The organism is Kitasatospora sp. NPDC058115 (genome assembly GCF_042884635.1).
In the GTDB taxonomy this organism is placed as follows: domain Bacteria; phylum Actinomycetota; class Actinomycetes; order Streptomycetales; family Streptomycetaceae; genus Kitasatospora.
On record NZ_JBHVTL010000042.1, the window covers coordinates 13,595 to 35,337 of the forward strand.

General features: G+C 74.4%; 19 protein-coding genes. 12 read left to right on the top strand and 7 right to left on the bottom strand.

The genetic code is table 11. The annotated features are described in order from the left end of the window. Positions 1–305 precede the first annotated feature (305 nt). The 6 genes from ACFVVL_RS32615 (at position 306) to ACFVVL_RS32640 (ending at position 7,354) form a co-directional block, all read left to right on the top strand. On the top strand, positions 306–2,417 hold the full coding sequence (locus ACFVVL_RS32615) for a type IIA DNA topoisomerase subunit B (RefSeq protein ID WP_380295760.1): 2,112 nt from the start codon (positions 306–308) through the stop codon (positions 2,415–2,417). 154 nt (positions 2,418–2,571) lie between these two features. Continuing rightward, positions 2,572–3,057, top strand: coding sequence for a DUF1453 domain-containing protein (locus ACFVVL_RS32620; RefSeq protein ID WP_387681650.1), 486 nt, complete (start codon positions 2,572–2,574; stop codon positions 3,055–3,057). A 30-nt stretch (positions 3,058–3,087) separates the two neighbouring features. Next, positions 3,088–4,248 (top strand): sensor histidine kinase, encoded by a 1,161-nt coding sequence (locus tag ACFVVL_RS32625; protein WP_387681653.1) that lies wholly within the window; start codon positions 3,088–3,090, stop codon positions 4,246–4,248. Beyond that, positions 4,245–4,934, top strand: coding sequence for a response regulator (locus ACFVVL_RS32630; RefSeq protein WP_380295755.1), 690 nt, complete (start codon positions 4,245–4,247; stop codon positions 4,932–4,934). Before ACFVVL_RS32625 ends, ACFVVL_RS32630 begins: the two co-directional genes overlap by 4 nt. 294 nt (positions 4,935–5,228) lie before the next feature. After that, the gene (locus ACFVVL_RS32635) at positions 5,229–5,582 is read left to right on the top strand and encodes a DUF485 domain-containing protein (protein ID WP_380295753.1); all 354 of its coding nucleotides are present in this window, start codon (positions 5,229–5,231) and stop codon (positions 5,580–5,582) included. After that, entirely contained in the window at positions 5,579–7,354 is a 1,776-nt protein-coding gene (locus ACFVVL_RS32640) for a cation acetate symporter (protein WP_387681657.1), read from the top strand. The genes ACFVVL_RS32635 and ACFVVL_RS32640 overlap by 4 nt, the downstream gene beginning before the upstream one ends. 53 nt (positions 7,355–7,407) lie before the next feature. Here the strand turns inward: ACFVVL_RS32640 and ACFVVL_RS32645 are convergent, their stop codons facing one another. Both ACFVVL_RS32645 and ACFVVL_RS32650 read right to left on the bottom strand, forming a co-directional pair. Further along, the gene (locus tag ACFVVL_RS32645) at positions 7,408–8,316 is read right to left on the bottom strand and encodes a sucrase ferredoxin (protein ID WP_380295673.1); all 909 of its coding nucleotides are present in this window, start codon (positions 8,314–8,316) and stop codon (positions 7,408–7,410) included. A 139-nt stretch (positions 8,317–8,455) separates the two neighbouring features. Next, positions 8,456–10,906 (bottom strand): DNA topoisomerase (ATP-hydrolyzing) subunit A, encoded by a 2,451-nt coding sequence (locus tag ACFVVL_RS32650; protein ID WP_387681660.1) that lies wholly within the window; start codon positions 10,904–10,906, stop codon positions 8,456–8,458. 260 nt (positions 10,907–11,166) lie between these two features. Here ACFVVL_RS32650 and ACFVVL_RS32655 point away from each other — a divergent pair, with 260 nt between their 5' ends. From ACFVVL_RS32655 to ACFVVL_RS32665, 3 genes are all read left to right on the top strand, one after another. After that, the gene (locus tag ACFVVL_RS32655) at positions 11,167–12,522 is read left to right on the top strand and encodes a M16 family metallopeptidase (RefSeq protein ID WP_380295669.1); all 1,356 of its coding nucleotides are present in this window, start codon (positions 11,167–11,169) and stop codon (positions 12,520–12,522) included. A 20-nt stretch (positions 12,523–12,542) separates the two neighbouring features. After that, positions 12,543–13,910 (top strand): M16 family metallopeptidase, encoded by a 1,368-nt coding sequence (locus ACFVVL_RS32660; RefSeq protein WP_380295676.1) that lies wholly within the window; start codon positions 12,543–12,545, stop codon positions 13,908–13,910. A gap of 332 nt (positions 13,911–14,242) precedes the next feature. Next, positions 14,243–15,436, top strand: a complete 1,194-nt coding sequence (locus ACFVVL_RS32665; RefSeq protein WP_387681663.1) for an RtcB family protein — start codon at positions 14,243–14,245, stop codon at positions 15,434–15,436. Between the two features lie 92 nt (positions 15,437–15,528). On the opposite strand, the gene ACFVVL_RS32670 is transcribed toward ACFVVL_RS32665, so the two are convergent. Next, a complete protein-coding gene (locus ACFVVL_RS32670) occupies positions 15,529–16,158 on the bottom strand; it encodes a TetR/AcrR family transcriptional regulator (protein WP_387681666.1) in 630 nt (209 codons plus the stop codon). 289 nt (positions 16,159–16,447) lie between these two features. Between ACFVVL_RS32670 and ACFVVL_RS32675 the strand changes: the two genes are divergently transcribed. After that, positions 16,448–16,717 carry a hypothetical protein gene (locus ACFVVL_RS32675; protein WP_380295666.1) on the top strand — a complete coding sequence of 90 codons (270 nt, stop codon included), beginning with the start codon at positions 16,448–16,450 and terminating at the stop codon, positions 16,715–16,717. A 21-nt stretch (positions 16,718–16,738) separates the two neighbouring features. Here ACFVVL_RS32675 and ACFVVL_RS32680 read toward each other — a convergent pair whose 3' ends face one another. Together ACFVVL_RS32680 and ACFVVL_RS32685 are read right to left on the bottom strand one after the other, a co-directional pair. After that, positions 16,739–17,182, bottom strand: a complete 444-nt coding sequence (locus ACFVVL_RS32680) for a response regulator transcription factor (protein WP_387681669.1) — start codon at positions 17,180–17,182, stop codon at positions 16,739–16,741. A 127-nt stretch (positions 17,183–17,309) separates the two neighbouring features. After that, entirely contained in the window at positions 17,310–18,056 is a 747-nt protein-coding gene (locus tag ACFVVL_RS32685) for a sensor histidine kinase (protein ID WP_387681672.1), read from the bottom strand. A gap of 397 nt (positions 18,057–18,453) precedes the next feature. Here ACFVVL_RS32685 and ACFVVL_RS32690 point away from each other — a divergent pair, with 397 nt between their 5' ends. Next, the gene (locus ACFVVL_RS32690) at positions 18,454–19,086 is read left to right on the top strand and encodes a TetR/AcrR family transcriptional regulator (protein ID WP_387681675.1); all 633 of its coding nucleotides are present in this window, start codon (positions 18,454–18,456) and stop codon (positions 19,084–19,086) included. Between the two features lie 143 nt (positions 19,087–19,229). Here the strand turns inward: ACFVVL_RS32690 and ACFVVL_RS32695 are convergent, their stop codons facing one another. Further along, positions 19,230–20,090 carry a GNAT family N-acetyltransferase gene (locus ACFVVL_RS32695; protein ID WP_387681678.1) on the bottom strand — a complete coding sequence of 287 codons (861 nt, stop codon included), beginning with the start codon at positions 20,088–20,090 and terminating at the stop codon, positions 19,230–19,232. 6 nt (positions 20,091–20,096) lie between these two features. Then, positions 20,097–20,903, bottom strand: coding sequence for an SDR family NAD(P)-dependent oxidoreductase (locus ACFVVL_RS32700; RefSeq protein ID WP_387681681.1), 807 nt, complete (start codon positions 20,901–20,903; stop codon positions 20,097–20,099). A 132-nt stretch (positions 20,904–21,035) separates the two neighbouring features. Here ACFVVL_RS32700 and ACFVVL_RS32705 point away from each other — a divergent pair, with 132 nt between their 5' ends. Then, positions 21,036–21,668, top strand: coding sequence for an NAD(P)-dependent oxidoreductase (locus tag ACFVVL_RS32705; protein ID WP_387681684.1), 633 nt, complete (start codon positions 21,036–21,038; stop codon positions 21,666–21,668). Positions 21,669–21,743: the final 75 nt, after the last annotated feature.

Below are 21,743 nucleotides of genomic sequence, written 5' to 3' on the forward strand. Positions count from 1 at the left end.
TAAGCCCCGTCCCGGGCCCCGGTAGCCTGCATAACGGCAGTTCCGGAGCCTGCACCCGGTCCCACGGTCCGCCAGGAGCGGTGGTACCGGGAGGAGATGGAGCCCCGGCGACCCGAATCCGGCACGGCCCTTGTTCGCGCAGCGCGTACAAGCTGCGCGGGACCGGCCCGCCGTGCTGTGCACCCAGCGGAGGGGTGCGCACACGCAGGGGAAACGGCTGTCGGTGCGGTGTGCTGCACTGGCGGACGGTCCGGACGCGTCCGGATGTGACCGATGAGACAGAACTTGACCGAGGAGAGTGCCGCGTGAGTGCCGAAACGACCGTGCCGTCCGCTCTGCTGGCCGGCGACGACGGTTCCAACTACACCGCTCGGCACCTGCTCGTCCTGGAGGGCCTGGAGGCGGTCCGCAAGCGCCCCGGCATGTACATCGGCTCGACCGACAGCCGCGGTCTCATGCACTGCCTCTGGGAGATCATCGACAACTCCGTCGACGAGGCGCTGGGCGGCTACTGCGACCGGATCGAGGTCGTGCTGCACGACGACGCCTCGGTCGAGGTCCGCGACAACGGGCGCGGCATCCCGGTGGACGTCGAGCCGAAGACCGGACTGTCCGGCGTCGAGGTCGTAATGACCAAGCTGCACGCCGGCGGCAAGTTCGGCGGCGGCTCGTACGCGGCCTCCGGCGGTCTGCACGGCGTCGGCGCCTCCGTCGTCAACGCGCTCTCCGCCCGCCTGGACGTCGAGGTCGACCGCGGCGGCCACACCCACGCGATCAGCTTCCGCCGCGGCACCCCGGGCATCTTCACCGAGACCAGCCCGGACGCCCCGTTCGAGCCGGCCAACGGGCTGACCAGGGTCCGCAAGGTGCCCAAGACCCGCACCGGCACCCGGATCCGCTACTGGGCCGACCGGCAGATCTTCCTCAAGGACGCCAGGCTCTCCCTGGAGAACCTGCACGCCCGGGCCCGGCAGACCGCCTTCCTGGTGCCCGGCCTGACCATCGTGGTGCGTGACGAGCGGCTCACCGAGAGCGAGCAGGTCGAGGAGAACACCTTCCGCTACGACGGCGGCATCGCCGAGTTCTGCGAGTTCCTGGCGCCCGACAAGCCGATCTGCGACGTGCTGCGGCTGCACGGCGAGGGCACCTTCAAGGAGACCGTGCCGGTCCTGGACGACCTCGGGCACATGACGCCGACCGAGGTCACCCGGCACCTCGGGGTGGACATCGCGCTGCGCTGGGGCGCCGGCTACGACACCACGCTGCGCTCCTTCGTCAACATCATCGCCACCCCCAAGGGCGGCACCCACGTCACCGGCTTCGAGCGCTCGCTGGCCAAGACCGTCAACGAGGCGCTGCGGGCGGGCAAGCTGCTGCGCGTCGCCGAGGACGACATCACCAAGGACGACGCCACCGAGGGCCTCACCGCCGTGGTCACCGTCCGGCTCGCCGAGCCGCAGTTCGAGGGCCAGACCAAGGAGGTGCTCGGCACCTCGGCGGCCAACCGGATCGTCGCGGCGGTCGTCGCCAAGGAGCTCAAGGCCTTCCTCACCTCCGCCAAGAAGGACGAGAAGGTCCAGGCCCGGGCGGTGCTGGAGAAGGTCGTGGCCGCCGCCCGCACCCGGGTCGCCGCCCGCCAGCACAAGGAGGCCCAGCGCCGGAAGACCGCGCTGGAGACCAGCTCGCTGCCGGCCAAGCTGGCCGACTGCCGCAGCGACGACGTCGACCGCAGCGAACTGTTCATCGTCGAGGGCGACTCCGCGCTCGGCACCGCCAAGCTGGCCCGCAACTCCGAGTTCCAGGCCCTGCTCCCGATCCGCGGCAAGATCCTCAACGTGCAGAAGGCGTCCGTGAGCGACATGCTCAAGAACGCCGAGTGCGCGGCGATCATCCAGGTGATAGGGGCCGGCTCGGGCCGCACCTTCGACATCGACCAGGCCCGCTACGGCCGGGTCATCTTCATGGCCGACGCCGATGTCGACGGCTCGCACATCCGCTGCCTGCTGCTGACGCTGTTTCAGCGCTACATGCGGCCGATGGTCGAGCAGGGCCGGGTCTTCGCGGCCGTGCCGCCGCTGCACCGGATCGAGCTCACCAACCCCAAGCGCGGGCAGGAGAAGTACCACTACACCTACTCGGACGCCGAGCTGCGCTCCACCCTGCTGGAGTTCCAGCGCAAGGGCCTGCGCTGGAAGGACCCGGTCCAGCGGTACAAGGGCCTGGGCGAGATGGACGCCGACCAGCTGGCCGAGACCACCATGGACCCGCGCCACCGCACGCTGCGCCGGATCAACCTGGGCGACCTGGAGCAGGCCGAGAAGGTCTTCGACCTGCTGATGGGCAACGACGTGGCGCCGCGCAAGGAGTTCATCGTGGACTCGGCGGCCACCCTGGACCGCTCGCGCATCGACGCCTGAGCACCCCGCCGTCACGAGGGCCCTCCACCCGCGGGTGGAGGGCCCTCGTGCTGCCGGTTCCACCCGCCGTCCACCCCGGCGCCGATCAGCCGGGGGCGCCGGATCCGTAGCGTCGAAGGGGTCGGAGCAAGCCCCTTCCCGGACGGAGAAGCCCATGTCCGCGCTGCTCGACGCCGCCCTGGTGGTCGCGGTGTCGGTGCTGGTGCTCCAGCGCCAGATGCGCGCCCGGCGGCTGGACACCGAACGCCGCTTCCGGGTGCTGCCGGTGGTCCTCGCCGCGGTCGCGCTGCGCGACCCGCAGCTGCTCGACCGCCGGGACACCGCGTGGTCCGCCGTCCTGGTCGGCTGCGAGCTGCTCGCGGTGCTCGCGGCGGGCTCGGTCTGGGGCTGGACCGTCCGGATCTGGCGGGGGGCCGACGGGGCGCTCTGGGTCCGGGGCACCGCGGCGACGGCGGCCGCCTGGGGAGGGCTGCTCGCGATCAGGTTCGGCCTGTTCGGGATCGGTGAGGTCATGCACCTGCACCAGTCGGGCAGCGCGCTGCTGCTCGGGCTGGCGCTCCTGCTGCTGGTCCGCACGCTCGTGGTGAACTGGAGGGCGCGGGCCCTGGAGCCCCCGGGTCCGGCCGCCGCGCCGCGCTGACCGTCGTCGCGAGCCCACCTGGAGGAACGCTTGGCCGAGGGGTACTGGACCCGCTGGCCGTCCCGCGAGGGGCTGCGGGACGACGCCGGGAGCCGGCCCCGGCGGCTCCTCACCGCGCTCGGCAGGCTCGTCGTCCTGGTCAGCGTCGGCTGGGGGACGTTCTCCGGCGGCAGGTACGCCGGCTGGGCGCTGGCGGTCGCGGTGGCGGGGCTGGGCGCGGCGGTCGCCCTCGCCGCCGGCTACCTGCACGCCAGCGGGGAGCAGCGGGCGACGCGCTCGTACCTGCTGGCCGCCGGGGTCTTCACGGCCGCCTGGCTGGCCGACCGGGGGCAGGCCTACCTGCTCTCCGACGTGCTCTGGTACGGGCTGGCGGTGACCGCGGTGGTCCGGCTGCCGCTCGGGCCCACGCTGCTCACGGCCGGCGCCGCGCTCGGCTCGTACGCCTCGGTGAGCTGGGCGAGCTGGCTGAGCATCACGGCGACCGTCGGTGGTCTGCTGCTGCTCGGCTACCTGCTGCGGCTGGACATCGAGGCGCGCGGCACCGCCCGCCGGCTGCTGGACCAGGAACGGGCCGCCCGGGCCGCCGAGGCGGAGAGCGCCGCGCTCGCCGAACGGGCCAGGATCGCCCGGGAGATCCACGACGTGCTGGCGCACAGCCTCTCCGCCCAGCTGGTCCACCTGGAGGCGGCCCGGCTGATGCTGGACTCCGGCACCGACCGCGAACAGGTCCGCGAGCGGGTGGTGGCCGCCCGGCGGATGGCGCAGGACGGACTGGCCGAGACCCGGCAGGCGCTGTCCGCGCTGCGCGGCGAGTTCACCCCGGTCGGCGAGTACCTGGTGGAGCTGACGGGGGCGGAGCGCGCGGGGTTCGGGGTGGCCGGCACGCCGCGTCCGCTGGCCGCCGAGGCGGGGCTCGCCGTCCGGCGCACGGCCCAGGAAGCGCTGACCAATGTGCGCAAGCACGCCCCCGGTGCGCGCTGCACGGTCGAACTGCGCTACCTGGCGGACGAGGTGGAGCTGGAGGTGCGGGACCGGCGCGCGGGCCGGGCCGAAGCGCCCGGTGACCTGGCGGCGAGCGGTGGCGGGTACGGTCTGCTGGGTATGCGCGAACGCGCGGAACTGCTCGGCGGCACCCTGCTGGCGGGCCCCCACGAGGGAGGATGGCGCGTGCTGCTGCGGGTGCCGGCATGACGGAACCGGTGGTCACCAGGGTGCTGGTCGCGGACGACCAGACGGTGGTCCGCGAGGGCATCGTGATGCTGCTCGGGCTGCTGCCCGGGATCGAGGTGGTCGGCTCGGCGGCGGACGGCGAGGAGGCCGTCGCCCTGGTCGCCCGGCACCGGCCGGACGTGGTGCTGATGGACCTGCGGATGCCGCGCTGCGACGGGGTCGAGGCGACCCGCCGGATCCGCGCCGGCCACCCGGGCACCGAGGTCGTGGTGCTCACCACCTACGCCGACGACGACTCGCTGTTCCCGGCGCTGCGGGCCGGGGCGCGCGGCTACCTCACCAAGGACGCGGGCGCCGAGGAGATCGCCCGGGCGATCGCGGACGTCCGGTCGGGGGCGGCCGGGCTGTCGCCGCAGGTGCAGCTGAGGCTGCTGGAGCGGCTGTCGGGGGACGCCCCCGCCGCGGCGGCCGGACCGGCGCCCGGACCGGCGGCGGAGCTGCCGGACGGGCTGACCGCGCGGGAGGCGGAGGTGCTGGGGCTGATCGCGCAGGGGCTCTCCAACACCGAGATCGCCCGCCGGCTGTACGTCAGCCCGGCCACCGTGAAGACCCACATCAACAATCTCTTCGCCAAGACCGGCGTGCGGGACCGTGCGCAAGCGGTCGCGTACGCCTTCCGAAACGGAATCACCGGGTCGCCGCAGTAGTCGGATGAGCGTCTGTCGGATCATCGATCACCTCATCGAGTGAACGTATCTGCGTTGGGAGTTTGGGGAGTTCGGGCGACCCCATGATGGGTCGGGTCACAACCCCCCGGCCCAGGAGCAGCCGTGCCACAACAGCAGACGAGAAACCCCGAGCCGGGAGGGCAACTGGACTGGTGGGCACCGGAACCGGCGCCCGCACCGGTGTCCGGGACCGCGCCGGGGACCGCCGTTCCGGGGGCCGCGCCGGGAGCCCCCGTACCGGGGACCGCCGTTCCGGTCCCCGCGCCGGCGGCCGTGCCCGACGAGGTGGCCGACGAGGCGCCCGGGGTCGACAGCAGCACCGAGGTGTACCGGGCCGTCCAGCGCAGCGCGGCCTTCCAGCGGATCCGCCACAGCTACCGGACGTTCGTCTTCCCGGTCACCGGCGTCTTCCTCGGCTGGTACCTGCTCTACGTGGCCGCCCAGACCGCGGCCCCCGGGCTGATGCGCCGTCCGGTCGCCGGCCCGGTCAACGTGGCCTGGCTGCTCGGCCTGTTGCAGTTCGCCACCACCTTCCTGCTGGCCTGGCTCTACGCCCGCAACGCCCGCACCCAGCGCGACCGGGCCGCCCTGTCGCTGCGCTGGGACACCCAGGACCAGCTGCGATGAGGGCCGCCACCCCGCCCCCCGTCGCCGCCACCGGGGACCACCACGGACTGGCCGTGGTGCTCTTCGCCGTCGTCGTCCTGGTCACCCTGGCGATCACCTTCTGGGCCGGCCGCCGCGGCGGCAACGCCGCCGAGGACTTCTACGCCGGCGGCCGCGACTTCACGCCGCTGCAGAACGGCTTCGCGCTCTCCGGCGACTACCTCTCCGCCGCCTCCTTCCTCGGCGTCGCCGGGCTGATCGCGCTCTACGGGTACGACGGCGTGCTCTACAGCATCGGCTTCCTGGTCGCCTGGCTGGTGGTGCTGATGCTGGTCGCCGAACTGGTCCGCAACGCCGGCCGGTACACCCTGGCCGACGTGCTGGCGCTGCGCCTGCGCCGGCGCAAGGTCCGGGCGGCGGCCGGCGGTGCCAGTGTCGTCGTCACGCTGTTCTACCTGGTCGCCCAGATGGTCGGCGCGGGCAGTCTGGTCGCCCTGCTGCTCGGCACCAACAGCGCCCAGGCCCGGACCTGGACCATCGTGGCGGTGGGCGGTCTGATGATCGTCTACGTCACGATCGGCGGTATGCGGGCCACCACCTGGATCCAGATCGTCAAGGCGTTCCTGCTGGTCGCCGGCTCGGTGGTGCTGACCGTGCTGCTGGTGGTCCGCTTCCACGGGGACGTCGCCGAACTGATGCGGCAGGCGGCCCAGCACAGCGGCGCCGGGCAGCGCTACCTGGAGCCCGGGCTGAAGTACGGCAAGAGCTTCACCAGCCGGCTGGACTTCTTCAGCCTGGGCCTGGCCCTGGTGCTGGGCACCGCCGGTCTGCCGCACATCCTGTCCCGCTTCTACACCGTGCCCACCGCGCGGGCCGCCCGGCGTTCGACGATGTGGGCGATCGGCCTGGTCGGCGGCTTCTACCTGATGGCCATCGCGCTCGGCCTCGGGGCCACCGCGCTGATCGGCTCGGCCGAGGTCCGGCAGGCCAACTCGGCGGGCAACACCGCCGTCCCGCTGCTCGCCCTGGTGCTCGGCGGCGGCAACGGCTCCACCGGCGGGGTGGTGCTGTTCGCGCTGATCTCGGCGATCGCCTTCGCCACCATCCTCGCCGTGGTCGCCGGGCTCACCCTGGCCTCCTCGGCGGCGTTCGCCCACGACATCTGGGCGGGCGCCTGGCGCGGACGGCCCCGCGGCTCGCGCGACCGGCGGGGTTCGCGCGACCGGCGCGGCGGCCGGGGCGCCCGCGGCGGGGGAGCCGTGGTGCCGGCCTCCCGGCGGGCCCGCGGCGAGGCGGACGCCTGGACCGGGACCGGGGCGGAGGCGGACGGCGCGCCCGCGGTCGCCGAGCAGGACGAGGTCCTGGTGGCGCGGATCGCGGCGGTCGGGATCGGCGCGGTGGCGATCGTGCTGAGCCTCTTCGCCCAGCAGCTGAACGTCGCCTTCCTGGTCGGCCTGGCCTTCGCCGTCGCCGCCTCCGCCAATCTGCCGGTCCTGCTCTACAGCCTGTTCTGGCGGCGGTTCACCGCCCGCGGCGCGGTCTGGTCGGTGTACGGCGGGCTGGTTCCCGCGGTGGTGCTGGTGGCCTTCTCGCCGGTGGTCTCCGGCACCAAGGTGGCCTTGTTCCCGGGGATGGACTTCCACTGGTTCCCGCTGGAGAACCCGGGCATCGTCTCCATCCCGCTCGGCTTCCTGGCCGGCTGGATCGGCACCCTCCTCTCGCCCGAGACGGCCGATCCGGACCGGTACGCCGAGCTGGAGGTCCGCTCGCTGACCGGAGCCGGGGCGGTCTGAGCAGCCCGGGCAGCGACGACCCCCGGCGGGCATCCGCCGGGGGTCGTCGCACGTCACAGCTCCCGGAGCGAGACGGCCTCCATCCGGGACGGGGTGGCCGCAGCCTTGCCGCAACTCTCCGGCCGGGCCGGTTCGCTGACGCCCTCGACCACCCGGACCTCCCAGGCCCGGCCGTCCTCGTGCCGGACCTCGACCCGCCAGCGGCCCGCGCCGTCCTCGTGCTGGGCCACGGTGAGCGCGTCGGCCCTGGTCTCCCCGGTGGCCAGCCGCACGGCGTGGTCGGCCGCCTGGCCGGGACGCTCCCAGCCGGAGCAGCCGCGCGACCACTCCGGCACCACGTGGCCGGCGGCCGTCGCCGCCAGCACCTCCTTGGCGGACTCGGCGGTCAGCCGGCCGTACGCGTAGCCGTACGGCAGCACCAGCACGGTGGGGGAGAAGCGGTGGCCGCCCAGGTGGGTCACCTCCCACACCTCGCTGTGGCCGGCGGCGGCCAGATCGGCCGCGAGCGGGCGGCCCAGCAGCGCGCAGCAGCGGTCCCGGCGGCCGTTGGTGCACACCAGGGCGACCGGGCCGCCGACGTGCGGCACCCCGAGGCCGCCGTGGTCGCCGGCGCCCAGCGCCGCGAAGTCCAGCGCGAGGAGCTCCGCCGGGTCGGCCACCTCGTGGCGGCGCACCCAGCTGCGGCCGGGGGCCGGGACGGTGTGCGCCACGATCACCTCGTGGCGGGCCGTCGGCAGGCAGTCCGCGTGCCGCCCGGGTCGCCGGATCAGCGCCACCCGCACCCCGGTGCCGGCCGCCGCCGCGTCCAGGGCCCGCCCGACCGCCGGGTCCAGATGGCTCTCGGCGAGCGCCTTCGCCCCCCACGGACCGTTCTGTTCCACCAGCAGCCAGGTGGTCGCGGTCGCGGCGGTGGCGGCCAGGGGTTCCGACAGTTCACGCGACAGGGTCGCACAGGTGCTCACCCCGGTAAGGCTACCCTTGCCGGTCCGCCGCGGCGCGGCCGCCGGGGCGGGACGGAGGCGTGCGGGCGGGACGGACGCGTGCGGGCGGGAACGCCGCAGGGCGCCGGACGGGTCCGGCGCCCTGCGGGGGGAACGGCGGTCAGGCGGGACCGGCGACGGTGCTGACCGGGGTGGTCACGGGGGTGCCGGAACCGTCCCGGCGCGGGTCGCGCTCCGGCAGGTCGACCGGGGCGCCCTTGGCCGTGGCGGCGCGGGCGGGCGCCGGGCCGGCCCAGGCGAACGCGAGGGCGTCCTCGCCGCGCAGGAAGCGGTGGCAGCGCACGCCGCCGGTGGCGCGGCCCTTGCGCGGGTACTGCTCGAAGGGGGTGACCTTCCAGGAGGACTGCGCCTCGCCGGCCAGCGTGCCGGAGGTGCCGGCCACCGACACGACCACCGCGTCGGCGGCCGGGTCGACGGCGGTGAAGGAGAGCACCCGGGCGCCGTCCGCGAGCTTGATGCCGGCCATGCCGCCGGCCGGTCGGCCCTGCGGGCGGACCTGTCCGGCGGGGTAGCGCAGCAGCTGGGCGTCGGAGGTGATGAAGACGAGGTCCTCCTCGCCGGTGCGCAGCTCGACCGCGCCGATCACCTCGTCGCCGTCCTTGAGCGCGATCACCTCGAACTCGTCCTTGTTGGCGGGCCATTCGGGGACCACCCGCTTGACCACGCCCTGCACCGTGCCCAGCGCCAGGCCGGGGGAGGACTCGTCCAGGGTGGTCAGCGCGAGGACCCGCTCGTCGGCCTCCAGCCGGAGGAACTCGGTGACGGCGGCGCCGCCGGCCAGCGTCGGCGAGGGGGTGGGCGGCAGCGCAGGCAGGTCGATGACCGGCAGCCGCAGAACCCGGCCGGCCGAGGTGACCACGCCGACGTCGGCCCGGGCGGTGGTGGGCACCGCGGAGACGATCACGTCATGCTTGGCGCGCTTCTCGGAGAGCTCGAACGGCTCGCCGTCGGCGGTGCGGGCGAGCAGGCCGGTGGAGGAGAGCAGCACCCGGCACGGGTCGTCGGCGACCTCCAGCGGGACGGTCAGCGAGGCGGCCGGGGCGGCGCCGGCCTCCAGCAGGACGGTGCGCCGCTCGGTGCCGAACTGCTTCGCGACGGCGCCGAGTTCGCCGGAGACGACGCTGCGCAGCTTGCTGTCCGACTCCAGGATCTCGGTCAGGTCGGCGATCTCGGAGGTCAGCTTGGCCTGCTCCTGCTCCAGCTCGACCCGGTCGAAGCGGGTGAGCCGGCGCAGCGGGGTGTCGAGGATGTACGCGGTCTGCGTCTCGGACAGCGAGAAGCGCTCCATCAGGCGCTCCTTGGCCTGGGCGGCGTTGTCGCTCGACCGGATGATCGCGATGACCTCGTCGATGTCGACCAGCGCGACCAGCAGGCCCTCGACCAGGTGCAGCCGCTCCTGGCGCTTGCGGCGGCGGAAGTCGCTGCGCCGGCGGACCACCTCGAAGCGGTGGTCGACGTAGACCTCCAGCAGCTCCTTGAGGCCGAGGGTGAGCGGCTGGCCGTCGACCAGCGCCACGTTGTTGATGCCGAAGGTCTCCTCCATCGGCGTCAGCTTGTAGAGCTGCTCCAGCAGGGCCTCGGGCACGAAGCCGTTCTTGACCTCGATGACCAGGCGCAGCCCGTGCTCGCGGTCGGTGAGGTCCTTGACGTCCGCGATGCCCTGGAGCTTCTTGGCGTTGACCAGGTCCTTGATCTTGGAGATGACCTTCTCCGGGCCGACGTTGTACGGCAGCTCGGTGACCACGATGCCCTTGCGGCGGGCGGTGACCGCCTCGATGCTCGTGGTGGCGCGGATCTTGAAGGTGCCGCGGCCGGACTCGTAGGCGTCCCGGATGCCGGAGAGGCCGACGATCCGTCCGCCGGTGGGCAGGTCCGGGCCGGGGACGAACCGCATGAGGGTGTCGAGGTCGGCGTTCGGGTGCTTGATCAGGTGGCGGGCGGCGGCGACGACCTCGGAGAGGTTGTGCGGCGGCATGTTGGTGGCCATGCCGACGGCGATGCCGGTGGCGCCGTTGACCAGCAGGTTGGGGAAGGCCGCCGGGAGCGCCAGCGGCTCCTGCTCGCTGCCGTCGTAGTTGGGCCCGAAGTCGACGGTCTCCTCGTGGATCGACTCGACCATGGCCATCGAGGCGGCGGTCAGCCGGGACTCGGTGTACCGCATCGCCGCCGGCGGGTCGTCGTTGCCGAGCGAGCCGAAGTTGCCGTGGCCGTCGATCAGCGGCAGCCGCATCGAGAACGGCTGGGCCATCCGGACGACCGAGTCGTAGATGGAGGCGTCGCCGTGCGGGTGCAGCCGGCCCATCACCTCGCCGACCAGGCGGGCGCACTTGACGTGGCCGCGCTCCGGGCGCAGGCCCATCTCGTTGGCCTGGTAGAGGATGCGGCGATGCACCGGCTTGAGGCCGTCCCGGGCGTCCGGGAGGGCCCGGGAGTAGATGACCGAGTAGGCGTACTCGAGGAACGAGCCCTGCATCTCGTCCACGACGTCGACGTCGAGGATGCGCTCCTCGAAGTCTCCGGGGGGCGGGGTCTGCGAACTGCGGCGGGCCATCGCGGCGGGGCTCCCTTACGTCTCGCTTGCGTCTCGTCCACGTCTCGTCGGCGCGGTTTCGCCGGGGCTGTCGGCGGGTCTGTCAACAGGGCTCGGCGCCCCCATTGTGGACCCTCCCGCCGACAGTCCCGGCCAGCGCCCCTCTTCCGCCCCTGGCGAACGCCCCGTCCGCGCGGACACATCCACGCCGTTCGCGCGTTGCACCACAATGGGGGACGCCACACGAACCCCGACTTCGACGACGGGAAGGACCCGAGCGCATGGCCAACCCGGCCCCCGCCTCCCAGCGAGGCATCGCCATCACCGAGCACCGCCTGGCCAACGGCCTGCGCGTCGTCCTCTCCGAGGACCACCTGACCCCGGTGGCAGCGGTCTGCCTCTGGTACGACGTCGGATCCCGGCACGAGGTGAAGGGCCGCACCGGGCTGGCCCACCTGTTCGAGCACCTGATGTTCCAGGGGTCCGCCAACGTGTCCAACAACGGGCACTTCGAGCTGGTCCAGGGCGCCGGCGGCTCGCTCAACGGCACCACCAGCTTCGAGCGCACCAACTACTTCGAGACCATGCCGGCCCACCAGTTGGAGCTGGCGCTCTGGCTGGAGGCGGACCGGATGGGCTCGCTGCTGGCGGCCCTCGACGAGACGTCGATGGAGAACCAGCGCGACGTGGTGAAGAACGAGCGCCGCCAGCGGTACGACAACGTGCCCTACGGCACCGCGTTCGAGAAGCTCGCCGCGCTGTCCTTCCCGGACGGCCACCCGTACCACCACACCCCGATCGGCTCGATGGCCGACCTGGACGCGGCCACCCTGGAGGACGCCCGGGCGTTCTTCCGCACCTACTACGCGCCCAACAACGCGGTGCTGTCGGTGGTCGGCGACATCGACCCCGAGCAGACCGTCGCCTGGGTGGAGAAGTACTTCGGCAGCATCCCCGCGCACGACGGCAAGCAGCCGCCGCGCGACGGCAGCCTGCCGGAGACGGTCGGCCGGGAGCTGCGCGAGCTGATCCGCGAGGACGTGCCGTCCCGCGCGCTGATGGCCGCCTACCGGCTGCCGCACGACGGCACCCGCGAGGCGGACGCCGCCGACCTGGCGCTGACCATCCTCGGCAGCGGCGAGTCGAGCCGGCTGTACAACCGGCTGGTCCGCCGGGACCGCACCGCCGTCGCGGCCGGCTTCGGCCTGCTGCGGCTGTCCGGCGCGCCGAGCCTGGGCTGGCTGGACGTCAAGACCTCGGGCGACGCCACCATCGAGCAGATCGACGCGGCCGTCGACGAGGAGCTGGCCCGGTTCGCCGCCGAGGGACCGACCCCGGCCGAGCTGGAGCGCGCCCAGGCGCAGATCGAGCGCGAGTGGCTGGACCGGCTCACCACGGTGGCCGGCCGCGCCGACGAACTCTGCCGCTACGCCGTGCTGTTCGGCGACCCGAAGCTGCTGAACGACGCCCTGCCCAAGGTCCTCGACGTCACCGCCGAGGAGGTGCGGGAGATCGCCGCCGCGCGGCTGCACCCGCAGAACCGGGCGGTGCTGGTGTACGAGCCGACCCCGGCCGAGGACACCGCCGACGACACCGCTGCCACCGCCGAGACCGACGAGGAGGGCGCCGCCGTATGAGCACCGAGTACGTCCCCGCCATGACCTTCCACCCCCAGCCCCAGCCCGGCACCCCCGGCCCGTGGGCGTTCCCGGCGCCGGAGCGCGCCGCGCTCGGCAACGGCATCACGGTGCTGCACTGCCACCGCCCCGGGCAGCAGCTGGTGGCCGTCGACGTGCTGCTCGACGCGCCGCTCGCGGCCGAGCCGGAGGGCGCGGACGGCGTCGCCTCGATCCTGGCCCGGGCGCTCAGCGAGGGCACCGACACGCTGACGGCCGAGGAGTTCGCGGCGGAGCTGGAGCGGGCCGGCGCGACCCTGGACGCGCACGCGGACCACCCGTGCATCCGGGTCTCGCTGGAGGTCCCGGCCTCCCGGCTGGCCCGCGGCCTGGACCTGCTGGCCGCCGCGCTGGGCAGCCCGGCGCTGCCGGAGAACGAGATCGAGCGGCTGGTCGCCAACCGGCTGGACGAGATCGTGCACGAGCAGGCCAACCCGGCCCGGCGGGCCGCCAAGGCGCTGTACGCCGAGCTGTTCGACGGCGCCGACCGGCTGTCGCGGCCGCGCGCCGGCACCGCCGAGACGGTCAAGACGATCGACCGGGCCGCCGTCCGGGCCTTCTACGAGGCGCACGTGCGGCCCGCCACCACCACCGTGGTCGTGGTCGGCGACCTCACCGGCACCGACCTGCCGGCCCTGCTGGAGTCCACCCTGGGCGCCTGGAAGGGCTCCGCGGCCGAGCCGAGCGCGCACGCGCCGGTGACCGCCGACGACACCGGCCGGGTGATCATCGTGGACCGCCCGGGCTCGGTGCAGACCCAGCTGCTGATCGGCCGGATCGGCCCGGACCGGCACGACCCGAGCTGGGCCGCGCAGATCCTCGGCACCTACTGCCTGGGCGGCACCCTCACCTCCCGGCTGGACCGGGTGCTGCGCGAGGAGAAGGGCTACACCTACGGCGTGCGGGCCTTCGCCCAGCCGCTGCGCTCGGCCGCCGACGGCAGCGGGCGCTCCCTGCTGGCGATCAGCGGCTCGGTGGACACCGCCTCCACCGCCCCGGCGCTGGCCGACACCTGGACGATCCTGCGCACGCTGGCCGCCGAGGGGCTCACCGACGCGGAGCGCGCCGAGGCCGTGCAGTTCCTGGTCGGCGTGGCGCCGCTGAAGTACGAGACGGCGGGCTCGGTGGCCGGCACCCTGGCCGACCAGGTCGAGCAGCACCTGGCCGACGACTTCCAGGCGGAGGTCTACCGGCAGCTGGCCGAGCTGCCGACCGCCGCCGCCACCGAGGCCGTGGTCAAGGCGTTCCCGCCGGACCGGCTGGTCACCGTCCTGGTCGGCGACGCCGCGGCGTTCGCGGACGCGGTGCGGGAGCTGGGCATCGGCGAGGTCACCGTGATCAGCGCCTGACCCGGGGCAGCAAGGCACCGAGGGCCCGGTGGAGCGTTCCGACGCTCCGCCGGGCCCTCCTGCGTCGCGGCGTTAATTCCCTTGCGGCGGTGGCGCCGTGCGTGGGTAGATAGCCCCCGGCACCGGTCACACACACGGAGAGGAGGCGGTCACCATGCGGGTCGAGCCATTCCAGCGGCGCTCCCCGAGACTGTCCTCCCGATGCCCCTCGGCCGCCTGAGCGTCGCCGACCTCTGACATCCCCGCGTCGCGCCGGGTCCCTTCGCGCGGCATCCCCCGGGGCGGACACCCCGCCTAGGCTTGAACCATCCGACCTTGGAGGTCGTTGAACCATGTCGTACACCGAGGTACCCGGCGTCCGGGTTCCGATCCGGATGTGGACCGACCCGGCCACCGTCGAGGGCCAGGCGATGCAGCAGCTGCGCAACATCAGCTCGCTGCCCTGGCTGCACGGGCTCGCCGTGATGCCCGACGTCCACCTGGGCAAGGGCGCGACGGTGGGCTCGGTGATCGCCATGCGCGGCGCCGTCTGCCCGGCGGCGGTCGGCGTGGACATCGGCTGCGGGATGAGCGCGGTGAAGACCTCGCTCACCGCGAAGGACCTGCCGGACGACCTGTCGCGGCTGCGCTCGCGGATCGAGCAGGCCATCCCGGTCGGCCGAGGCATGCACGGCGACCCGGTCGACCCGGGCCGGCTGCACGGTGTGCCGACCGGCGGCTGGGACGAATTCTGGCAGCGCTTCGACGCGGTCGCCCCCGAGGTGAAGTGGCGCCGTGAGCGGGCGGCCCAGCAGATGGCGACGCTCGGCGGCGGCAACCACTTCATCGAGGTCTGCGTCGACGACACCGGCGCGGTCTGGCTGATGCTGCACTCCGGCTCGCGCAACATCGGCAAGGAGCTGGCGGAGCACCACATGGGCGTGGCCCAGTCGCTGCCGCACAACCAGGGCCTGATCGACCGTGACCTCGCGGTGTTCGTCGCGGACACCCCGCAGATGGCCGCGTACCGGCAGGACCTCTTCTGGGCGCAGGAGTACGCCAAGCGCAACCGGGCGCTGATGATGGCGCTGTTCCAGGACGTGGTCCGGCGGGAGTTCCCGCGGGCGAAGGTCGGTTTCGACGAGGTGATCAGCTGCCACCACAACTACGTCTCGGAGGAGCGCTACGACGGCGTCGACCTGTTGGTCACCCGCAAGGGCGCGATCCGCGCCGGGTCGGGCGACCACGGGATCATCCCGGGGTCGATGGGCACCGGGTCGTACATCGTGCGCGGACTGGGCAACGAGGCGTCGTTCAACTCGGCCTCGCACGGCGCCGGCCGGAAGATGAGCCGCAGCGCCGCGAAGAAGCGGTTCACCACGCAGGACCTGGCCGAGCAGACCAAGGGCGTGGAGTGCCGCAAGGACGCGGGGGTGGTGGACGAGATCCCCGGCGCGTACAAGCCGATCGAGAAGGTGATCGAGCAGCAGCGGGACCTGGTCGAGGTCGTGGCGCACCTCAAGCAGGTGGTCTGCGTCAAGGGCTGAGCCGCCGCGTCGGGGCTCCCCGCGCCGGCCCCCGGCCGTCCGGCCGGGGGTTCCGGTGCGTCCGGACGCCGCCGCGCCCGCGCCGCCGGGCGTCAGGCGGCCGCGAGCCGCCGGTCGAGGACGGCGAGAATCAGCTCCTCGACCCGGCGGGCCACCGCGGCGCTGTCGACGTCCGGCCCGGCCAGCAGGTCGAAGCTCTCGAAGCTGGTCAGCATGAAGAGCACCGCCACCAGCTCGTCGAGCTCCGCCTCGCCGAGCTGCGCGTCGCGGTCGGCGAGCACCCGGCCGAGCACCACCCGCAGGCCGCCGCGCCGCCGCTCGCCCCGGCTCTGCAGCGCGGTGTCGAGCTCCGGGTCGAGGATGGCCAGTCCGCGCAGCCGTCGCAGGGCGACCCGGCCGGAGGCGTAGAAGCCGGCGAGCACGTCGAGGAGGGCGGAGAGCGCCTCCCGGCCGCTGGGCGCCGTGAACGCCGCGGGCATCCCGGCCATGCCGCCGCGCTGGGCCAGGTCGTCGAAGAGCGCCTCCAGCAGGCCGGTCTTCGAGTCGAACTGGTAGTAGACGGTCATCCGCGCCACACCGGCGGTCTTGGCGACCGCGTCCATGCTGAACGAGGCCGGGCCCTTCTCCCCGGTCAGCAGCTCGCAGGCCGCCTCCAGGATGCGGGTGCGGGTCTGTTCGGCGGCCACCTGGCGCTGGCCGGCTCGGTACTGGCGTGGGCTCATGGGCTGTCGACGTCTCCTGAGGCGGGTGCTCCGGCATTCATTGTGCACTCGGTCCAAATAAAAATACCGGGACGCCCGTCCGGGCCGGCCCCCGCCCCGGCGTGCGGCACCGACGATGGGGCGCGTGCCGCCCGCCGCGCTTCGGTCGCCCGGGTGAGGGGCCGTGACCGGGGGCGGGGCAGGAAAGGTTTCCAGCGTGCCGGGGAGTCCCGGCCGCTCGCGCGGTGGGACGGACGGCCGCTGCACCGCCGTGGCGCCGCCCCCCGCCGCCGTCCCGCCGGAGGCCCCGATGCGAACCGCCCTGCGCCGCGCCCACCGCCGTCTGCTGCTGCGCCGGTGGCTGCGGCGGACCGGCCGCCACCTGGCGGACGGGCTGATCTGGCTCGGGCTGGTGATGGGGGCGATGGCCTCGCCCGACGCGCTGCCGGGAGCGCGGAAACCGCAGGACGCGCTGCCCCCGCCCGGGGTGCCGCCGTGGCATCCGGAACGGTCCGGGGCGGGCGGCGCGCCGTTGACCCGGTCCGAGGAGGAGCTGTGGGCGCGCCTGCTGGAACGCTGACCGGCGGGCCGGGCCGCCGGTTCAGCCGCCGGGGCCGGCCCGCCGCGTCCGGGGGGCGGCCTGCGGGCCGCACGGTGTCCCGCCCCGGCCGGCCGCGGTGACGGCGCGGCGGACGTCGTCCAGCCCGGCGCCCTTGACCAGGTAGCCCCGGGCGCCGGCCCGGACCGCCGCGGCGACGGAGTCGTCGTTGTCGTCGGCGGTCAGCATCACCACCGCGACCCCGGGGTGGCGGGCGACCAGGGAGCGGGTCGCCTCGATGCCGTCGGTGCCGGGCATGCCGATGTCCATCAGGACGACGTCGGGAGCGAGCCGCTCGGCGGCGGCGAGCGCCTCCGCGCCGTCGGACGCCTCACCGACCACCGTCAGCGAGTCGATCCGGTTGAGGAGTTGGCGCAAACCCGCCCGGAACAGCTCGTGGTCGTCGACGACCAGGATGCGGAGCTCTCGGGGCGCGACCGGGTCCATGGGGGCTCCTGGGAGAGGCGCGGAACGCGGGGGAGGCCGGGGCCGGCGCGGGTCGGTCGGGCACGGACGCCGCGAGGCCCCGGGAGGAGCGGGAGGAGCGGGGAGGAGCGGGGAGGACGGGAGCGGATCAGTCGAGCGGGCCGGTGCCGTCGGCCGGCTCCTGGTGCGGCAGCCGGATCCGGACCGCGGTGCCGTGCGGGTTGCGGGCCGCGACCGAGAAAATGCCGCCGAGTTCCTTGGTGCGGACGTACATCGACGGAAGTCCGATTCCGCAGGGCGCGTCCGGGGGAATTCCGATCCCGTCGTCCTCGATCGACAGGGTCAGACCGTTCCGGCCGACCGATGCGCAGATCCGGCAGACCGTCGCCCGCGCGTGCCGGACGACATTGGCGAGGGCCTCGCCGGATATCTTCTGCAATTCGTTCTGGACCTCGGCCGGGAAATCGTCCAGGGCGGCCGGCAACTCGGTGACGAAGCGCAGCCGGCCGGCCCCGGCCTCCTCGAAGGCGCGGACCTGCCGGTCCAGGAACCGGCGCAGCGTCCCGGCGGGTCCGGCGGTCCGGGGCTCGGAGCGGTCGAGGTCGCGGATCACCCGGCGGACGTCGGCGATGGCGGCGCCGACGTCCTCCCGGGCCCGGGCCAGCAGGGCCGGCGCCCGCCCGGCGTCACCGCCCAGTTCGAGCCCGGTCAGTTCCATCCGCATGTGCAGGGCGGCCAGCCGGGGGGCCAGTGAATCGTGCAACTCGCGCCGGAGGCGGCGGCGTTCGTCGAGCCTGGCGGCGGCTTCCGGACAGGCCGGCTCCGTGCCGGCGGCCGGGTGGGCGGCCGCGCCGCGGGCGGCCCTGCCGGAGGATTTCACGATCTGGTCCGACATGGTTCCTGAGATCCCCCCGTCGCTCGCGTCCGACCCGCCGTGAGCGGGTGTTTCCTGGAGCGGGGAAATGGAGTTTCCGGGCACGTCCGAATAACCGGCACGGTGCAGCCGTCCTATCGGCCCCTCGTGCGTTCCAATGCCGTGATCCCCATCCGCCCGGGACAAGACCTTAGGCGCGCCGTTGCGCGGGACGCAAGGCGAGGGGGCGGGTGGGGGAGGAAACCGCGACGGATCCGGACAGACGGTGAGTGAGCACATACCCGCACCGGCTTCCGGGGCCGGGACCGGCCTGCTGGTCGAAACCCGTGAGCGGATACTCACCGCCCGCTATCCTTCGGATACCCCTCCGCAGCCGCAGCCCGGTCCGGAACCGGCCGCCCCGTCCCTCGGAGCCTTCATGAGCATGCGCGAGCAGATCGTCGACGCCGCCGAGCGGGTGATCAGGGACCTCGGCCTGGCCCGTTGCACGACCAAGGAGATCGCCGAGGGGGCGGGCTGTTCCGAGGGCACCATCTACCGGCACTTCCGCAGCAAGGAGGACGTCTTCCTGGCCGTCCTCGCCGAGCGGCTGCCCGGCCTGCCGCCGGTGCTGCGGGCGCTGCCCGAGGAGGTCGCCGACGAGGGCGAGGTGCGGGCGGCCCTGCAGCAGGTGGCCGAGGAGGCGCTCGTGTTCTACCGGGAGTCGATGCCGGTGCTGCTGTCCGTCTTCGCCGAGCCCAGGCTGCTGGAGCGCCACCGGGAGTGGACGCGGGTCACCAACACGGGGCCGCAGCGGGCCGCCGAACTGCTGGCCGACTACCTGCGGCGGGCCCAGCGGGCCGGTCTGGTGAGCCGCGACGCCGACCCGGCGGCCGCGGCCCAACTCCTGCTCGGAGCCTGCTACCTGGCCGCGTACGGGGGCGGGTCCGCCGTCCCGGCGGGCGGGCCGGAGGCACCGCGCGAGGCCGCGGCGTTCGCCCGGCAGCTCTGGCGGACGCTGGCCCCCGCCGAGCGGCCGGCGGCGCCGGGGGAGAGCCGCGCCACCCGCTGAGCGCGACCACCCCGACGCGCCGGGCGCCGCGGGATCCGTGCGCGATGGGATCCGGACGCCGCGGGATCCGGACGCCGTGGCAGGGGCCCGGATCCCCCGTGGATCCGGGCCCCTCGGCAGTCGTCCCCGGGCAGCCCCGGCGGTCAGTCGAAGCGGTACTCCGAGAGGCCGCCGACCCGGCGGAAGCCGAACGACTCGAAGAGTCCGCGGGCCGCCGGATTGCCGTCCCCGACCACCGCCAGGCCGGTCAGACCGTCGGCGCGCAGCGCGGCCACCGCCTCGCCGAGCAGCGCCCGCGCGCAGCCGTCGTGCCGCAGCCCGGGCCGTGAGCAGAGCGGGTTGAAGCGGGTCACCCCGGCGACGGCGGCGGTCCGGCCGAGCACGGCGACCGGCTGTCCGTCCTCCTCCCAGACCCGCAGCAGACCGCCGGCGATCTGGCCCCGGAGCGAGCGCCGGACGATCTCCCGGCCGAGCCCGGCGCCGTGCGCGGCCTCCAGGCACCAGTCGGTGAACAGCTCCGACTCCTCGGGCCGGGCGGCCCGGGAGCGTCCGGGCACGGCTGGCCGCGGTTCCGCCGGGGCCGGGCCGTCCAGGCTCAGCAGGTGCTCACGCCGGTCCGCCCGGGCGGACCGGCCGGTGGTCCGGGACCACGCCCCGGCGAAGGCGGCGGCCGACGGGTCCGCGCCGATCACCCCGCGCGCCCGCTCGGCCCCGGCGCCCGTTTCGGCACCGAGTTCGGCACCGAGGGCGGCCGCGGCGGCGGCCGGCATGCCGCTCAGCACGACCGGGTGCGGCGGGGTGAAGGCCGCTGCGCCGACCACCGGGCTGCCGTCGGACGCGGGGTCCTCGACGCGGCTCCAGGTGGTCGGCGGGGCGGCCGGCGGCCGGAACTGCGCCCCTTTCAACAGGGTCAGCAGGATGGAGTTGGCGACCGGGTCGCCGGCGATCCACCCGCCGGTCTGCGTGGCGAACTCCTCGGTGTCCCGTGTGGTCCTGACGAGCATGGCGGGTCAGTTCGCCCCGGCGCCGCCGGCCCGGCCCGGGCCCGGGGCGCCGCCGCCGGGCCGTCCCATCGTCCCGGCCGTGACACCGGCGGTCATGCCGCCGTCCAGCTCGAACAGCGAGCCGGTGATGAAGCCGGCCGCGTCGCCGCCCAGGAAGACCACCGCGTCGGCGACCTCCTCCTCGGTGGCGATCCGCCCCAGCGCGGTGGCCGCCCCGGCCTGCTCCAGCGCGCCCGGTGTGCCGGCGATCCGCCGGCGGAAGTCCTCGGTGTCGACCGGCCCGGTGATCAGGGCGTTCACCCGGATCCCGGCCGGGCCGGCCTCCAGCGCGGCGGCCCGGGTCAGGCCGACCACCCCGTGCTTGGCGGCGGTGTACGCGCCCAGGCCGAAGGCGGTGCCCCGGACGCCGGCGGTGGAGGCGTTGTTGATGATGCTGCCGCCGCCGTTCGCCCGCATGGCGGCGATCTCGTGCTTCAGCGCGTGGTAGGTGCCGGTCAGGTTGACGGCGATCACCTCGGCGAAGGCCTCGGCCGGGACCCGGTCCAGCGGACCGAACGCCCCGCCGCCGCCCGCGTTGTTGAAGGCGATGTCCAGCCGGCCGTGGCGCTCGACGGTGCCGCCCACCAGCCGGGCGACGTCGTCCTCGACGGTGACGTCGGCGGCGGTGAACTCCGCCTGCCCGCCCTGCTCGCGGATCCGCCGCACGACGGCGTGGCCCAGTTCGGCGCGGCGGCCGGAGACCACCACATGGGCCCCGGCGGCGGCCAGGGCGGCCGCCGTGGCCGCCCCGATGCCCGCCGTGGATCCGGTCACGAGTGCGATCTTCCCCTGGAGTTGACGCATGATCAGCTACCCCTCCGGGTGGCCGGTGGCCACCCTCCCGTTGGCTCTCGACCCTGATTTTGATTGTATAGTCTATACGAATTCAAGCCCATGGAGGACGTCATGGAGATCGTCGTGGTGGGAGCGGCCGGCCGCACGGGCCGGCTGGTGGTCGAGAAGGCCCTGGCGGACGGGCACGGCGTCACCGCCCTGCTGCGTGACCCGGCCAGGCCGGTGGCGGAGCACGAACGGCTGACCAAGGTGCGCGGCGACGTGTTCGACGCCGGCTCGCTGACCGGCCCGTTGGAGGGGAAGGACGCCGTGGTGGTGGCCCTGGGCGTGACCGGCCGCGGCGCCACGACGGTGTTCTCCGAGGGCGTGCGCAACGTCATCGCGGCCGCCCGCGCCGGCGGCGTGCGCCGGCTGGTCGCGATGTCCTCGGCGGGCCTGGAGACCGGGCACCTGCCGGCGGTGCAGCGCTTCGTCGCCGGGCTCGTGGTGGACCGGATCTACCGGAACATCCACCTCGACCTCGGCCGGATGGAGGCCGAGATCGAGGCCGGCTCATTGGACTGGACGATCGTCCGGGCGCCGATGCTCACCGACGGCCCGGCCACGCCCGGCTACCGGGCGGTGGTGGGCGGGCACCTCCCCAGGGCCTCGCGCGTCGCGCGGGCGAACATCGCCGACTACATCGTCACCCACCTGGACGACCCGGCGACCTTCGGCCGGCGCGTCGAGGTGGCCGACCGATGACCCCCGGCGCGGCCCGGGCCGCCCGCCGCGCGGGCGCCGGGACGCGCACCGATCCGCCGCGGACGCACCGGAGCC